15 protein-coding genes, 1 tRNA gene and 1 pseudogene are annotated in these 15,107 nt (G+C 68.6%); 8 read left to right on the forward strand and 9 right to left on the reverse strand.

Features of this window, described 5'->3' with window-relative positions; genetic code table 11:
* Positions 1 to 268: 268 nt before the first annotated feature.
* On the reverse strand, positions 269 to 1,111 hold the full coding sequence (locus AB0M47_RS29020) for a DMT family transporter (RefSeq protein ID WP_363419622.1): 843 nt from the start codon (positions 1,109 to 1,111) through the stop codon (positions 269 to 271).
* Between the two features lie 26 nt (positions 1,112 to 1,137).
* Between AB0M47_RS29020 and AB0M47_RS29025 the strand changes: the two genes are divergently transcribed.
* Positions 1,138 to 1,779: an XRE family transcriptional regulator gene (locus tag AB0M47_RS29025; RefSeq protein ID WP_363419624.1), complete on the forward strand. Its 642-nt coding sequence runs from the start codon at positions 1,138 to 1,140 to the stop codon at positions 1,777 to 1,779.
* A gap of 125 nt (positions 1,780 to 1,904) precedes the next feature.
* Here the strand turns inward: AB0M47_RS29025 and AB0M47_RS29030 are convergent, their stop codons facing one another.
* The 6 genes from AB0M47_RS29030 to AB0M47_RS29055 all read right to left on the reverse strand — a co-directional run bounded on the left by AB0M47_RS29030 (position 1,905) and on the right by AB0M47_RS29055 (position 8,096).
* On the reverse strand, positions 1,905 to 3,113 hold the full coding sequence (locus AB0M47_RS29030; RefSeq protein ID WP_363419626.1) for an MFS transporter: 1,209 nt from the start codon (positions 3,111 to 3,113) through the stop codon (positions 1,905 to 1,907).
* A 75-nt stretch (positions 3,114 to 3,188) separates the two neighbouring features.
* On the reverse strand, positions 3,189 to 4,484 hold the full coding sequence (gene clpX, locus AB0M47_RS29035) for an ATP-dependent Clp protease ATP-binding subunit ClpX (RefSeq protein ID WP_253761044.1): 1,296 nt from the start codon (positions 4,482 to 4,484) through the stop codon (positions 3,189 to 3,191).
* A 180-nt stretch (positions 4,485 to 4,664) separates the two neighbouring features.
* Positions 4,665 to 5,303, reverse strand: a complete 639-nt coding sequence (locus tag AB0M47_RS29040) for an ATP-dependent Clp protease proteolytic subunit (protein WP_253761043.1) — start codon at positions 5,301 to 5,303, stop codon at positions 4,665 to 4,667.
* 15 nt (positions 5,304 to 5,318) lie between these two features.
* The gene (locus AB0M47_RS29045) at positions 5,319 to 5,933 is read right to left on the reverse strand and encodes an ATP-dependent Clp protease proteolytic subunit (protein ID WP_253761042.1); all 615 of its coding nucleotides are present in this window, start codon (positions 5,931 to 5,933) and stop codon (positions 5,319 to 5,321) included.
* Positions 5,934 to 6,097: 164 nt separating this feature from the next.
* Positions 6,098 to 7,444 carry a trigger factor gene (tig, locus tag AB0M47_RS29050; RefSeq protein WP_363419629.1) on the reverse strand — a complete coding sequence of 449 codons (1,347 nt, stop codon included), beginning with the start codon at positions 7,442 to 7,444 and terminating at the stop codon, positions 6,098 to 6,100.
* Positions 7,445 to 7,835: 391 nt separating this feature from the next.
* Positions 7,836 to 8,096: a hypothetical protein gene (locus AB0M47_RS29055; protein ID WP_363419631.1), complete on the reverse strand. Its 261-nt coding sequence runs from the start codon at positions 8,094 to 8,096 to the stop codon at positions 7,836 to 7,838.
* Positions 8,097 to 8,252: 156 nt separating this feature from the next.
* On the opposite strand from AB0M47_RS29055, the gene AB0M47_RS29060 reads away from it, so the two are divergent.
* Positions 8,253 to 8,326: transfer RNA gene (locus AB0M47_RS29060), tRNA-Pro, on the forward strand.
* Positions 8,327 to 8,363: 37 nt separating this feature from the next.
* Positions 8,364 to 8,831 (forward strand): ribose-5-phosphate isomerase, encoded by a 468-nt coding sequence (locus AB0M47_RS29065; protein WP_363419633.1) that lies wholly within the window; start codon positions 8,364 to 8,366, stop codon positions 8,829 to 8,831.
* Positions 8,832 to 8,835: 4 nt separating this feature from the next.
* On the opposite strand, the pseudogene AB0M47_RS29070 reads toward AB0M47_RS29065, so the two are convergent.
* Positions 8,836 to 9,015: pseudogene (locus AB0M47_RS29070) on the reverse strand (hypothetical protein); the annotation flags it as partial.
* A gap of 109 nt (positions 9,016 to 9,124) precedes the next feature.
* Here AB0M47_RS29070 and AB0M47_RS29075 point away from each other — a divergent pair.
* The 4 genes from AB0M47_RS29075 to AB0M47_RS29090 all read left to right on the forward strand — a co-directional run bounded on the left by AB0M47_RS29075 (position 9,125) and on the right by AB0M47_RS29090 (position 12,954).
* Entirely contained in the window at positions 9,125 to 9,700 is a 576-nt protein-coding gene (locus tag AB0M47_RS29075; RefSeq protein WP_363419635.1) for a hypothetical protein, read from the forward strand.
* Between the two features lie 441 nt (positions 9,701 to 10,141).
* The gene (locus AB0M47_RS29080; RefSeq protein ID WP_363419637.1) at positions 10,142 to 10,480 is read left to right on the forward strand and encodes a hypothetical protein; all 339 of its coding nucleotides are present in this window, start codon (positions 10,142 to 10,144) and stop codon (positions 10,478 to 10,480) included.
* Between the two features lie 31 nt (positions 10,481 to 10,511).
* On the forward strand, positions 10,512 to 12,359 hold the full coding sequence (locus AB0M47_RS29085; protein ID WP_363419639.1) for a M91 family zinc metallopeptidase: 1,848 nt from the start codon (positions 10,512 to 10,514) through the stop codon (positions 12,357 to 12,359).
* On the forward strand, positions 12,346 to 12,954 hold the full coding sequence (locus AB0M47_RS29090) for a hypothetical protein (RefSeq protein WP_363419641.1): 609 nt from the start codon (positions 12,346 to 12,348) through the stop codon (positions 12,952 to 12,954). The genes AB0M47_RS29085 and AB0M47_RS29090 overlap by 14 nt, the downstream gene beginning before the upstream one ends.
* A 52-nt stretch (positions 12,955 to 13,006) precedes the next feature.
* Here the strand turns inward: AB0M47_RS29090 and AB0M47_RS29095 are convergent, their stop codons facing one another.
* Positions 13,007 to 14,194 (reverse strand): lipase, encoded by a 1,188-nt coding sequence (locus tag AB0M47_RS29095; RefSeq protein ID WP_363419643.1) that lies wholly within the window; start codon positions 14,192 to 14,194, stop codon positions 13,007 to 13,009.
* A 176-nt stretch (positions 14,195 to 14,370) separates the two neighbouring features.
* On the opposite strand from AB0M47_RS29095, the gene AB0M47_RS29100 reads away from it, so the two are divergent.
* Positions 14,371 to 15,087 carry a hypothetical protein gene (locus AB0M47_RS29100; protein WP_363419645.1) on the forward strand — a complete coding sequence of 239 codons (717 nt, stop codon included), beginning with the start codon at positions 14,371 to 14,373 and terminating at the stop codon, positions 15,085 to 15,087.
* The last annotated feature ends 20 nt before the right edge of the window (positions 15,088 to 15,107 follow it).

The following is a 15,107-nucleotide window of genomic DNA, read 5'->3' on the forward strand; positions in this document are numbered from 1 at the left end:
GGGGCAACTCGTCCAGCCTACCCGACCGACTTCGCACACCCCCACCGGGGGCCTGCATCACTCGAGGATTCGCGCTCCGGCCTCCCGCCGAGGTAGCCCTCGTCGTTCCCGTCCGTGCCGCGCTGGCAGAGAGAACATTACGCGATGCCCTACGCCGCTCGCAAATCGGGGGTCGTTGTCCCCCGTCACACTCACGATCGACGCCCGCTCCATTCGGCGTACTCGCTGGTCAAGAGGGTGAAACGCGGATCGTGACCATTGTGGATTGTCAGGTGGCGGTGAGCACGAGAGCGAGTGCCGCGAGGCCTAGACCGGCGAATTGCAGTGGCCGCATGCGTTCTTTCTCCACGAGAAGCGCGAGCAACACGGTGCTGGCCGGATAGAGCGCCGCGATCGGCGCGATGACCGAGAGATCGCCCCGCTGGACCGCGAGCAGGTAGAAGCCGTTGGCCAGGGTGTCGCCGAGACCGGCCGCCGCAGCGAGCGCGACCGTGGTGCGCCCGTCGAGGCGCAATCGTGCGCCGGCCCTCCACACCAGGAGCAAACCGACGGCGAGTGACGAAGCCCGGACACCGAGCATCGGCCACAGGCCCGCGTCGGCGTCAGCGAAGCCGAGGATGATGAAGAATCCGCCGAAACACGCGCCGGCGAGCAGGGCTAAGCCGACGGTGGCCACGCTCACCTTCGCGGGTTCCCCCGGTCGGCTCGGGGCGAGGCTCACCAGCCCGATCGCCGCGACCGCGCAGAACGCTCCGGCGAGCGCCGCGGGCGCGGGACGTTCCCCCTGGAGCAGTCCACCCAGGATCGGCACGATCGCCGAGGTCACCGCGGTCGTCGGAGCGACCACCGCCATGGCGCCCTGGGACAGCCCGCGATAGAGCAGGACTATCCCGAAAAGCCCGAGTACGCCGGCCGCCGCGCCCCACAGCAGGTCAGCACCGCGTGGCGTGCCGGGGATGACGACCATCATCAGTGCGATCATCGGAAGACCGAGTATTTGCGAGAGCACGGTCACGGAGAGCGGATGAGCGCGCTGCGACGCCTTTCCGCCGCAGAAGTCCGACGCGCCCCAGATCAAGGCGCAGGCAGCGGCGAGGGCGATCGCGTACACCTGGCAGTGGTATCACGATATTGACCGTGGAGGACAGTGTGGTAGCCGACACGTCGCCGGTCACGGCGTCGATCGCCTCGTCCGCCGAGGAACTCAACGCGGCGGTGGCACTCCATGTACGAGCGCTGCGTACCGGGCGCGGATGGTCGCTGGACGAGCTGTCCGGACGCTCCGGCGTCAGCAAGGGCATGCTCGTGCAGATCGAGGGTTCCCGGACCAACCCCAGTATCGGGACGCTGTCCCGGGTCGCCGACGCGTTCGGCGTCACCGTCGCCCGTCTCCTGGAACCGGCGGTCGACCGCACAGTCCACGTGAGCGACTACGACGAGGCGCCCGTCCTGTGGCGCGGCGGCCGAGGCGGCACTGCGCGACTGCTGCGAGGCCTACAAGACACGGAACTCTGGGACTGGCGGCTCGCCCCGCACGAGACGCACTCCCCCGACGACCACCGCCCCGGTACGCGCGAAGTCATCTCCGTGCTCGCCGGAACCCTGGTCGTGACCGTCGGCGGCGAGGAGCACACCGTCTACGCCGGACAGACGATCGACCTGATCGCCGACCGTACGCACACCTATGCGAACCCGACGGACGTGCCGGCCCGGTTCATGATGCTCGTGACGATGCCGCCGCGCGAACACGACCGCCGCCTCATCCGCCAACGCACCTGACGCGGCTTCTCCGCTCTTTCCCGTTGATCAATGAACTTTCGGTCATGATCGACCGGCGTGTCGTGTGCCGGAGACCCTGATCAACTCCGCCAGCGAACGATCGACCCGAGCTGTGGACGCGGGTGTCAGGCGGCGACGGACTCAGGTTCGCGGCTGGGCACGATGTCGGCTGACCGCAGGGCGGGAGCGGCGAGCGTCATGACGAGGATCAGCACCGTGACCACGGCGAAGGACACCGTGAGCGAGGTGAGGTTCGCGATCCCGCCGACGATGCCGGGCGCGGCCAAACCGGCCCCATACGACACCGTGGCGACGCCCGCGATGGCGTGTGCCCGGGTCGCCGTGCTCTCCGCGCTGTGCCCCGCAGCAGCGAAGGCCAGTGGTACCACCACGGCGATCCCGATGCCGACCAAGGCAAACCCGCCGATCGCCGCGATCTTCGCCCCTAGGGAGTCACCGGCCACTCCGGCGATCACGATGAGCACTCCACCGAGGACGCCGAGAACCCCGGCGACGCGTACGGTCGGCACTGGACCCCAGCGACGTACGACGGCGTCTCCGGTGAGCCGGCCGAGCGTCATCGCGCCCGCGAAGCAGGCGTACGCCACCGCGCCGGTCGCGTCGCCCGCGCCGAGCCGGTTGACGAGGTAGACGGCGCTCCAGTCCGCCGACGCCGCCTCCGCGAAGATCGCGGCGAAGCCGACCAGGCCGATGATGAGGATCGGGCCCTTCGGCAACGCGAACCTGGGCGCGCCGTCGTCCTCCTCCTCATCCTCGACGGGCGTCTGCGACGGGAGGTAGGAACAGGCCCACACCGCGACGACGATCGCGACGAGGGTGGCGCCGATGAAGTTCGCCCGGCCGGAGACGTCGTTGTGGGCGAGCAACCAGCCGACGCCGCCCGCGAGGAAGCCGCCGATGCTCCAGCCACCGTGCAAACTCGACATGATGGACCGGCCCAGCTGCCGCTCGACCGCGATGCCCTCGGCGTTCATGGCCATGTCAGCCGTTCCCGCGAAGGCGCCCGCGAGGAACATGGCCACCGCCAGCGTGGGCAACGTGGGCATGAAAGAGATCAGGGTCAGGGCCAGCGCCCAGCCGGTGAGCAGCAAAAGGGTGGCCCGTCGACCGCCAAGACGATGCACCACGCGACCGGCGAAGGGCATCGTCAGAATCGCGCCGACGGACGGCATGACCAGGGCGTACCCGAGCTTTCCGACACCACCGCCGGCGAGACCGACATGATCGGCGATCCAGGGCATCCGGGCGGCGAGACTGCCGCTGATGGAGCCGTGGACGGCGAAAATGGTCGCTACCGACCAGCGCGGAGACATGCCGTCGAAACTACACCCGGGGGCAGGCCTCCATGGGAGCGCTCTTCTGCACTCTGGGACGCCGCGTCCGGCTGATTACGCGGAGCGTTCCTCGCCGCGGTGCCGCGCCCGGCGGCCGACGAAGTCGCGGGGCACGATGGTCGGGTAGACCTTCTCCAACACCGTGGCCCGGGTGATCTGGACCTTCTCGGCGTTGGGGTCGCTCGGCACCTCGTACATGACCGACAGCAGAACCTCTTCGAGGATCGCGCGCAGACCCCGCGCTCCGGTGCCGCGCAGCATCGCCTGGTCGGCGATCGCCTCCAGGGCGGTCGGCTCGAACTCCAGGGCGACGTTGTCCAGCTCGAAGAGTCGCTGGTACTGCTTGACCAACGCGTTGCGCGGCTCGGAGAGGATCCGGACCAGCGCCGTACGGTCGAGGCTGCGGACGTTGGTCAGCACCGGGAGCCGGCCGATGAACTCGGGGATCATCCCGAACTTCAGCAGGTCCTCGGGCATGACCTGGGCCAGGATGTCGTCGGTCTTACGCTCGGAGACCGCCCGCAGGTGCGAACCGAAGCCGAGACCGCTGCTGCCGGTCCGGCCCTCGATGATCTCCTCCAGGCCGGCGAACGCGCCGCCGCAGATGAACAGGATGTTCGTGGTGTCGATCGACACGAACTCCTGATTCGGGTGCTTGCGGCCACCCTGCGGCGGGACGTTGGCGACGGTGCCTTCGAGGATCTTCAGCAGAGCCTGCTGCACGCCCTCGCCGGAGACGTCACGGGTGATCGAGGGGCTGTCGGACTTGCGGGAGATCTTGTCGATCTCGTCGATGTAGACGATGCCGGTCTCGGCGCGCTTGATGTCCCAGTCGGCGGCCTGGATCAGCTTGAGGAGGATGTTCTCGACGTCCTCGCCGACGTAGCCGGCCTCGGTCAGCGCGGTCGCGTCGGCGATCGCGAACGGGACGTTCAGCATGCGGGCCAGAGTCTGCGCCAGGTGGGTCTTCCCGCACCCGGTCGGGCCGATCATCATGATGTTCGACTTCTGCAGCTCGACGGCCTCGCCGTCGCGGTGCCCGTGGCCGCCGGTGTCCGCCTGGATGCGCTTGTAGTGGTTGTAGACCGCCACCGCGAGCGCCTTCTTGGCCTGCTCCTGCCCGATCACGTATTGATCGAGGAATTGGCAGATCTCGACCGGCTTCGGCAACTCCTCGAAGCGGACCTGGTCCTCGCCGGCCAGCTCCTCCTCGATGATCTCGTTGCAGAGGTCGATGCATTCGTCGCAGATGTAGACGCCCGGTCCCGCGATGAGCTTCTTCACCTGGCGCTGCGACTTGCCGCAGAAGGAGCACTTCAGCAGGTCGCCGCCATCGCCGATACGTGCCACCTACGACTCTCCCTCGCCCGTTGGCCCTGCTGTCGCCGCCCGTCGGTCTGACACTGGTGACGGGGAGCGCGTCTTTGCCGACTTGACGTTACCCTTGGTCGGCTTGTTTCACCGAGTCAGGGAGCGCCCTCGCGTGTCGCTGCGGGCGCTCCCTGACTCGCGTGGAGCTGTGTGGAAATCTTACCGAACGGCCGCGAGCGGAGTCTTCTTCCGGCTGGCGAGAACCGTGTCGACCAGACCGTAGTCCTTGGCCTCGTCCGCCGTCAGAATCTTGTCCCGGTCGATGTCCTTCTTGACCTTGTCGAGCTCCTGCCCCGAGTGACGGGCGAGCAGCTCCTCCAGGTTGTTCCGCATCCGCATGATCTCACGCGCCTGGATCTCGATGTCCGAGCCCTGCCCGTAACCACCTTCGGTGGCGGGCTGGTGGATGATGATCCGGGAGTTCGTGAGCGCGAGACGCTTGCCCGGCGTTCCCGCCGCGAGCAGCACGGCCGCGGCGCTGGCGGCCTGCCCGAGGCAGACCGTCATGATGTCCGGACGGATGTACTGCATGGTGTCGTAGATGGCGGTCATCGCCGTGAACGAACCACCGGGCGAGTTGATGTACATCGTGATGTCCCGGTCCGGGTCCCGGGCCTCGAGGACGAGCAGCTGCGCCATGATGTCGTTGGCGGAGGCGTCGTCGACCTGGACGCCCAGGAAGATCACGCGCTCGTCGAAGAGCTTCGAGTACGGGTCCATGGCCCGCTCGCCGAGCGCCGTCTTCTCGACGAACTGCGGCAGCACGTACCGGTTGGTCACCGGAGCGAAGTCAGACATTTAGCTCTATCTCCTTCAGTTCCCCACCGGCACCGGGGACACACCCTCGATGACGTGATCGATGAAACCGTAATCGCGGGCGTCCTCGGCGGTGAACCAGCGGTCCCGATCGGAGTCGAGCTCGATCTGGCTGACGGTCTGCCCGGTGTGCTGCGCGATCAGGTCGATCATCAGGCGCTTGGTCTGGATCATCTGCTCGGCCTGGATCGCGATGTCGGCCGCGGTGCCGCCGATGCCGCCGGACGCCTGGTGCATCATGATCCGGGCGTGCTTCAACGCGTACCGCTTGCCCTTGGCGCCCGCGCACAGGAGCATCTGGCCCATGCTGGCCGCCATGCCCAGCGCGACCGTCGAGATGTCGTTCGGGACGTACTGCATGGCGTCGTAGATCGCCATGCCGTCGTAGACCGACCCGCCCGGCGAGTTGATGAAGATGGTGATGTCCCGCTCGGGGTCTTCAGCCGACAGCAGCAGCAGCTGAGCACAGATCCGGTTCGACACCTGCGTGTTGACCTCGCTGCCCAGGAAGATGATGCGTTCCTTGAGCAGACGATTGTAGATCGAGTCGTCGAGACCGAGACCGATTTGGTCGGACCCCCGCATCTGCGGTGGGAGGTGAAGCTCGCTCATGCCAACCCTTCTGATGTTCAAGTGTCGTACGCCGACCCTAACCCCTCGCTACGACGAACCCTTCCCAGATCGCCAGGTGTTCGCTGTGGGCGCAGGCGTCTGGATCAACGCAGCGAGGGCGGCCGAGACTCGCAGTCCCTGCCGCCCTCGTCCCGCGTACGCGGTCAGTCGTGGTCGTGACCCTCGTGGTCGTCGGCACCCCGGAGGTCGTCCAGGGTCAGCACGTTCCCGTCGGTGTCCTTCATGATCACGCTCTCCATGATCTGGGCGAGCGCCTTGCCCCGGCGCACGTCGCCGAAGACGGAGGCGGCCAGACCGGCCTGGACCAGCTGGTCGTAGTAGGCCTGCGGGGCCATGCCGACGCGCTGCGCCCGGTGCACGATCTCGTGCCCGAACTCGTCGTCGCTGACCTGGATGTCGTTGGCGTCGGCCAGGGCGTCGAGGACGAGCTGGATCTTGACGCCCTCGGTGGCCGCCTCGGCCAGCTCGGCGTCGATCTGCTCCTCGGTCTTCTCCTCGGCCTCGAGGTACTCCGCGAGGGAGGCGCCGACCCGCTCCAGCTCCTGCGCCATCGACTGCTTGCGCTGGACTACCTCGTCGCGTACCACACCCTCGGGGGCCGGGACGCCGCTGAGCTTGACGATCTCGGTGAGCGCCTTGTCGCGAGCCGCGTAGAGCTGCTCGACCTTCTTGACCCGGGTCAGCCGCTCGCTCAGGTTGCCGCGCAGCTCGTCCAGGGTGTCGAACTCGCTGGCCAGGCCGGCGAACTCGTCGTCCAGCTCGGGGAGTTCCTTCTCCTTGACGGTCCGGACGGTGACCTTGACGTCCGCGTCCTTGCCGGCGTGGTCGCCGCCCACCAGCTGGGTGACGAAGCTCTGCTCGTCGCCGGCCGACAGGCCGACGAGGACCTCGTCCAGGCCCGGCAGCAGCTGGCCGGAGCCGACCTCGTGCGAGACGTTGCTGGCCTGACCGCCCTCGACCTCGGCGCCGTCGACCGTCGCCAGGAGGTCGATCTGGACGAAGTCGCCGTCAGCGGCGGCGCGCTCGACCGTCTTCAGCGTGGCGAACCGCTGGCGCAGCCCGTCGACCTGGGTCTCGATCTCGCTGTCGTCGATCTGGATCGGGTCCACCTCGACGGAGATCGCGGACAGCTCAGGCAGCTCGACCTCGGGCCGGACGTCCACCTCGGCGGTGAACTTCAGCGGCTGGCCGTCGGCGAACTCCTGGATGTCGACCTCCGGGCGGCCGAGCAGCTTGACGTCGTGCTCCTTCACGGCGGCGACGATCTGCTGCGGGATGGCCTCCTCGACCGCCTCCTGCAGCACCGCGCCGCGACCGACCCGCTGGTCGATGACCTGGGCCGGCACCTTGCCCTTGCGGAAGCCGGGGATGGTGACCTGCGCGCCGATCTCCCGGTACGCCTTCATGAGGCTCGGCTCGAGCTCGGCGAACGGCACCTCGATGGCGAGCCGCACCCGGGTCGGGCTCAGAGTCTCGACGGTGCTCTTCACAGACGTACTCCTTGAATCGTGCAGGCAATGTGGCAAGGGCTACTTGAAGCCCGGTCGAGTGTAGGCGAATACATAGGCGAGTGCCCGCATCGGGCCGGGCGTTCCCGACAGATGTCACACTGCGTAGTCGTCCCGAGCCGCTGCCGGCCGGGTCGAACCGGACAAAAGCCCAGTGGCGGCCGCGTCGCCGAACCGGACAAAAGCCCGGTGGAGTCCCGTCCGGCTGCTACGGACTGAACCCCACCGGGGGTTGTGACGGCACGCACGCGGCGACGCCGCCGAACAGACATCGACTGCCTGCCGAGACCGACTTCGCCGCCCCCACCGGGTCGACGGTCGCCTATACGACAGGACGGCTCACGCAAGTTCCCGGCGGGTACGCCGGAAGAGGTCACCCGGCCTCGCCCTGTCCGCTCCGCGCCAACCCGGTCACCGGCTTCCGCCCGGGCGGGGCGACGTGCCGGCCCGGATACGGGCTGACAGCGGGCCGCCGCCGGTGCAGGGTGGTGGTCGCCTGGCGTACCGCCGGAGCGGTCGCGCGTACCAGGAGGACCACAGCGACAAGGCAGGCCAGAGCGACCAGGAGCGGGCCGTACCAGTCGCCCTGGAACGCTCGGGCGACGTCGCTCAGCCACGAGGAGTCACTGGTCACCTACTCATGGTCACGCTCCAGACGGAGGCACGTAAGGCGATTCGCGAAAATGATCCGCACTTGTTCGCGACACCGCGATTCGTGCCCGGGAACCGGTGCCGCGCGTACGCCCGCGGTGTGCATAGACTGACGCGTGCGCCGCCACAGGCGGCGCTTCGGGGTGTGGCGCAGTTTGGTAGCGCGTCCGCTTTGGGAGCGGAAGGCCGTCGGTTCAAATCCGGCCACCCCGACAACCTCCGCGGGCGACGGGCTGGAAGACTCAGCGCCATGCGCGTCTACCTGGGATCCGACCACGCCGGCTACGAGCTGAAGGTGCACCTCGTCAGCCACCTGGCCAGCCTCGGTTACGAGATCGTCGACATCGGCCCGAGCACGTTCGACCCGGACGACGACTACCCCGCCTTCTGCCTCGCGACCGGCGCCGCCGTGGTGGCCGACCCGGGCAGCCTGGGGATCGTCATCGGCGGCTCCGGCAACGGCGAGCAGATCGCCGCGAACAAGGTCGAGGGCGTACGCGCCGCGCTGGCCTGGAACGTGGAAACCGCCCAGCTCAGTCGTGAGCACAACGACGCCAATGTCGTCGGCATCGGCGCCCGGCAGCACACGCTCGACGAGGCGACCACCATCGCCGAGACCTTCCTCGCGACGCCGTTCTCGCAGAACCCCCGGCACGCGCGGCGCATCGCCCAGGTCGCCGAGTACGAGAAGACGCGGATCGTTCCGGAACTGCCGTAATCCGTCAGCGGCGGGGCAGCTCGTCCCGCGGAACCCAGCCCCTGCGCACGATCAGCAGGGACTCCTCGGCGCGGGCGAGATCTTCCTCGGAGGGCCGGCTCGCATCCCGGGCCCTCATCGCGGCAATCACGCTGACCTGCGACGATCCCGCTCCGACGAGGCTTCGCAAGCCCCGCTCGACGTCCGGTTCCATGGTTCGACCGTAGCCCGTGGCACTGTCGCAGGGAAGAACTACGCTGTTCGGGTCGCCGCACGATCGGGCGTCGTCGCACGGTCGGGCCAGGGGAGGGCACGTGAGCGAGCAGAAACGCAATGGTCTGGACAAGACCATCGATCTCTCGGCAACCGAGGAGCCGACGCATCACCTGCACCCTTCGCCGGGAAACGTCGGTTACTCCCCCGGCGTCGCGGCGGTGGGCCGGTCGGCGTCGGTCGGCGAGCCGACCCTCACCTTCGAGGAACCGACGGACGTCGGCGGGCCCGGGATCATCACCCGGGGCCCCCTCAAGCAGCCCACGGTGCCCTTGCGGCAGCGACTGCGCCAGCTACGCCGCGGCGGCCGCTGGAGCCTCGTCGGCGCGGCCGTGCTGGTCGCCTGCTGGGGTCTGTTCGCCGTGTCGGCCAGCTCCGGCGACCAGGCCGGGGCCGCCCTCGCCCTCGTGGTGATCCTCGTCGTCGGCGCGTTCCTCTTCGGCCTCAGCCGCCTGCTCGGTCTGGTCGTCCTCGAGCGCACCTTCGGCCGCGTACGCCGCTCCGCCTGGGTTTCACACGCGGTCGCGGGGCTGTTCTGGGCCGCCTCCGGAGTCACCTATCTCACCCGGATCAGCTGGCTCGTCGAGGCCTGGAACTGGTTGCGCGGCGTCGGCTGACGCCCCCGGGATTCCGGACGCCCGGGAATCCGCACGCCTCGGCACTGGCGCCTCTCGGCATTGGCACCTCTCGGCATTGGCACCTCTCGGCATGGGCACCTCTCGGCACTGGCGCCTCTCGGCACTGGCGCCTCTCGGCATTGGCGCCTCTCGGCATGGGTACCAGATCAGGGATGTGGGCCCTAAAACGGCCAAGATTCGACCCATATCCCTGATCCAGCGGAAAAGCCGCCGCGCCGAGCGGGAGAGCCGCCGCACCCAGCGGGAGAGCCGCCGCGTCCAGCGGGAAAGGGCCACGCCCAGCGGGCAAGCCAGCAGCTCCAGCGGGAAGGCGGGCGTAGCCGCAGTAACAGCAGCTCACCACCACTGTCCACAGTGACTTATCCACAGGCGTACGCCGACGGGTCGACCCCGGACGTGGCCGTCGATACGCTCGGGAACGTGTCCAATGAAGTCCGCGCCGACCCCGTCGAGTTGACCCGGGTCGCCGACCAGATGCTGCGGTCGTCGCAGCAGATCGACGACGCCTGGCGGGCCGCGCAGGATCCGCTGGCCGTGCCCGCGACCGCTTTCGGTGACAGCATCGGGGCGGCTGCCGTGGCTCAGGCTCAGGACCAGACGGTAGACGCCGCCGACGTCACCATCGGGCGGCTCGTCGCCGTCCTCGAAGGCGACATGGATCGGCTCTACCGCATCGCGTTCGCGTACAAGAAGGCTGATGACGACGCCGCGGCGAAGGCCCGGCAGCAGCAGCGCAATCACCGCAACATCCCGATCTGACCGAGCACGGCCCGAAGGCAGGAGACGCATAGTGAGGCCCGAGCCGGACGGCCCGACGACGACCAAGCCCGCGCCGATCTCCACGATGGATGTCTGGGATCTGCACGCGCGTCCCGATCAGCTCGACAGCGGCGCGACCCAGTGGCGAGCCGTGACCACCGCGGTCAAGACGTCGGCCGACGACGTCGACCGGGCGGCCAAGGCGCTGGTCAACGGCGTGTGGGAGGGTCCGGCGGCCGACTCGTTCGACGGCCACCGCAAGAAGCTCATCGCCGACCTGGACGCCGCCGAGGAGGCGTCGACCGCGGCCGCGGCCGCGCTGGAGAAGGCGGCGGGTGCGCTGCGGTCGAGTCAGTCGCACCTCACCGAGGAGTGGGGCAAGGTCGTCTCGGTCCAGTTCACCTACGACGGGACCTATCATCTGACGTTCAGCCCGGAGGACGACGCCGAGGCCAAGGTCATCCATGACTCGATGACGCGATGTGCGCAGATCCGCGGCGATCTCGACGACATCCTGAACGACTGCGTCAGCGACTTCTCGAAGGCGCAGGCGAAGTTCAAGTCGGTCGCCGCCAACTGGCTGGCCGTCGCCGATGGCAGCACCGACCCCTTCACCATGCCGCCCGAGGCGAACGACACCGGCGTGATCTACGACGGCAACAAGGTCATCGTCAACACCGGCACGGGCGACGACGACGTGCAGATCAGCGTCGACCCGAAGACCGGTCAGCAGATCGTCACGATCAACGGCACGAAGTACTACTTCCCCGCCGGCGCCGACATCGTGGTGCGCGGCGGCGACGGCAACGACACGATCAGCGTGGCCAAGGGCACCAACGTGCACGTGACGCTGCTGGGCGGCGAGGGCGACGACATCATCTCCGGCGGCGACGGCGACGAGACGATCCTGGGGCTGGACGGCCGGGACCGGATCACCGCCGGGGCGGGCAACGACCGTGTCTCGGGCGGCGCCGATCGGGACTATGTCGACGGTGGCTTCGGTGACAACATCCTGTCCGGCGGCATGGGCGACGACACCGTCTACGGGCTCGACGGCCGCGACCAGATCAGCGGCGGCGAGGGTCAGGACTACCTCGAGGGCGGCAAGGGCGACGACTCGATCTACGGCGGGGCCGGCAACGACATCATCTCCGGCGGCCGCGGCAACGACACCCTGCGCGCCGGGGCCGGCGACGACGTGGTCTACGCCGGTCGCGACAACGACACGACCTATGGCGGGACCGGCCAGGACAAGGTGTTCGGCGAGAAGAACGACACCTCGGTCGGCGCCGAGCAGAACGTGACCGTCGAGATCAAGGACTTCCAGACCTTCATCAACGTCGAGGGCTCGCCGGAGTTCAAGGCGCGTATCGAGGCCGACCTGGACATGCTGGCGTCCTCGCCGCGCGGCCAGCAGATGCTGACCGAGTTGCAGGCCGGGCACGACAAGACCGAGGGCGGCTGGTGGCTCTGGCACGATGACGGCGACTCCCTGACGATCAAGGAGTACAACAACCCCGCCGACCCGAACAACAGCACCGCCAGCCACTCCGGCGGCGACAACACCATCAACCTCAACGTGCACCTGGACGAGCTGACCATGGGCAACGGGCAGACGGTCCAAGGTCCGCCGGTGGCCGTGCTGTACCACGAGATGGCGCACGTCTACGACTACATGAACGACTCCCTCGCGCCCGGCGACTACTCCGGCCCGGACAACCCCGGTGTGCCCAACCGGGAGCGCGAAGCGGCCGGCCTGCCGATCGACGAGGACGGCGACCCGAACACGCCGACCAACATCTACTCGAAGCACCGCTTCGACCTGACGGAGAACGGCCTTCGCGAGGAAATGGGAGCGCCGCACCGTGACGCGTACTAAGAGGTTGTTCGCGGGTGGGCTGGCGGCGCTCCTGGGCGGCTGTTCGGCCGCTCCGGCCGAGCCCGCCGACCCGCCCGCGAGCGGTGCTCCGCCGGCGGTCGGGTTCACCGCCGACGTCCGCGTCGAGGGCCAGTCGGTGCACATCTCGTACCAGCTGACCAATCAGTCTCCGGATGAGCTGCTCGTGCTGAATCGCGTACCGGCGGGGGGCAAGACGGATCCCAACGCCGTCTACATCGTCGGGCGTAGCGGCACGCACGTGGTCGAGATCGGCAAGCGGGCCTTCGCCATGCCCGACACCGACAAGGTGAGTTGGGCGCAGGCTTTCCGGGTCGGCGTCACGAAGGTCCCGCCGGGCCAGTCGGTCGGCGAGCAGCTCACGGTGCCGCTGCCGCTGAAGCGCAACCATCCCTATGGCGACGACTACGGCGACGGCGCGATCTCGCTGCCGGATCCGATCGAGCAGATCGTCTTCTGCCTCGGCGTCGTCCGCGCGTCCGAGGCGAAGGGCCTGGCTGCCGACGAGACGCTGCCGCACCTCAGCTCCACGACGTCGGTCCAGCACCTGTTCTGCTCGAACCCGGTCGACCTCTGAGAGCCTCGTCGGCTACCGCACCGGAATGCGGCAGCCGACGAGGCAAGCCCGGTCAGACCAGCGTCGCGAACCACCGTGCGACCTGGGGAACCGATAGCACGAGGGACGTGATGTGGTTGACGTCGCCCACGTCCGTCAGGCTCACGTCGGCGCCGCGCAGGGACTCCTGACAGGCGAGGCTGTTGGCGAAGACGGCCTCCGGATCGCCATGCGCCGCGTACATGCGTACCGGTGCCGTCGGGGCGAAATCGCGGCATGCCACGTCGTTGACTTCGGCGGCTTCGGCTAGGACGCCGGTCGGGTGGATCAGCCGGTCGGCGTACTCCTTCTGGAGCAGGTCGCCGGGTGCCGCGGGCAGCGCGGCGAGTATCTCGTCCATCGTGTGTTCCCCGTCGAACAACTCCGCGACATGGCCGGCGTACGGGGCCTGGAAGACCTCCGACTCGTCGTCGTAGAGGTCGTAGACGCGGTCCCACGCGACTGTGAGGTAGGCCAGGTAGTACGCGGCCGCGGCGGGGTCGACGTCGCCGCCCAGGGCGGCCGGCCACTCGATGTCGAACAGCCGGTAGGCGCCGCTGATCGGCGCCAAGGCACCCAAGGAGAACCTCCGGTCAGCTCCGTCTTGCAAGGCTTTGGCGAGGAGGAAGGCGGCATTGGCGCCTTGGGAGAAGCCGGCGACCGAGGTCGCTCCGGCGACCAGTCGGCCGGATCGCGCCGCAACCGTTCTCGTCGCGCGCAGAGCGTCGATGGATGCGCTCACCATCGTCGGGGCGTGGAAGTAGGGATGCGTGCCCGGGCCCTCGCCCAGGCCGAGGTAGTCCGGCGCCGTCGTGGCATAGCCCAACGAGGCGAACAGCACACCTGCCGCGCGATCGCAGCATGGACTCACCGAGGGCGCGTCCTGCCGGTCGGATTGCGTGCCGTGCAGCCAGACCGCCGGCTTCAGCCGACGTGCACCGTCGCGTGGCAGCACCACGAGGGTGCTAGCGGTCGTGCTGCGTCCGCGCACATCGACCGTGCGGTACACGATGCGGTACGCGTCCACCCCGTGCCGGGCTTCGGGCACCCAGACGCCGATGGGCGTGAGGAAGTCCTTGACCTGCTCCGGATCCATTCCGAAGACCGGAGTACGCGAAACGACCGTGCCACGCCAAGATTGCGCCTGTACCGGTGCGGCGGACGAAACCACCAGCGCCAGCGCAGCCGCGACCGCCAGCGCGGCTGTCTTCAAAGGATTCATGAGACCCAGCATGATCAGCTTTGCTCACCGGCACACGCCGGTCATCCACCGGGTTCGCGGTAGGGCCTGCTCCATAAGCGACTAAGTAGTCTGCGCGGCGTACTCCCTCGGGAGTAGACGCGATGCCGCCCACGGCAGGACGCGGCGTCGCGCTCCGCCCGCGAGGATCTTCAGGCATGACCCTCCGCCGCCTCTGCTACGCCGTCGGTCTCGCGCTGATCGCCAGTGGACTCTTCCATCTGCTCGTCTTCGCGATCGACGGCGGTCCGTGGGAAGGCCCGGTCTCGTGGCGCAAGCCCACGACGTTCGGGCTGTCCTTCGGCCTGACGCTGCTCACCGTCACCTGGCTCAGCGGCTACCTCCGCGCGCCCCGCTGGCTGCTCGCGGTGTTCGCGGCCGACTGCGTGGTCGAGGTCGCAGGCATCACCGTCCAGGCCTGGCGCGGGGTCCCCTCACACTTCAACATGGAGACCCCGGTCAATCGGGCCATCGCGATGATGCTGGCCGCGGGCGGCTTCATCCTCGTGGCGGTCCTGCTCGCCATGGCTTGGTACGCCTTCCGCGGCGACCCCGCCCAGTCACCGAGCCTGCGGCTGGCGTTGCGCACGGGGTTCGCCACGATGATCATCGCCCTCGCCTCCGGCGCGGCGATGATCGCCCGGGGCGTGACGCTGGTGAACTCCGGCGAGCAGCAGTCGGCGTACCAGTTGGGTGGCTTCTTGAAGCCGCTCCACGGCGTGAGCCTGCACGGCGTGCTGGTGTTGCCCGCGATCGCTTGGCTGGCGGCGCGGCTGCCGTGGACCGAGCCGACCCGGGTACGCCTGATCGCCGCCGCCTCCTTCGGCTACGCCCTCGCCATCCTCGCTGCCCTAGCCCTCTCCCTTCCGCGTTGATCATGGAGTTCCGGTGGTGA

Origin of the sequence: Hamadaea sp. NPDC051192, from assembly GCF_040682475.1 — a bacterium.
Lineage (GTDB): Bacteria > Actinomycetota > Actinomycetes > Mycobacteriales > Micromonosporaceae > Hamadaea > Hamadaea flava.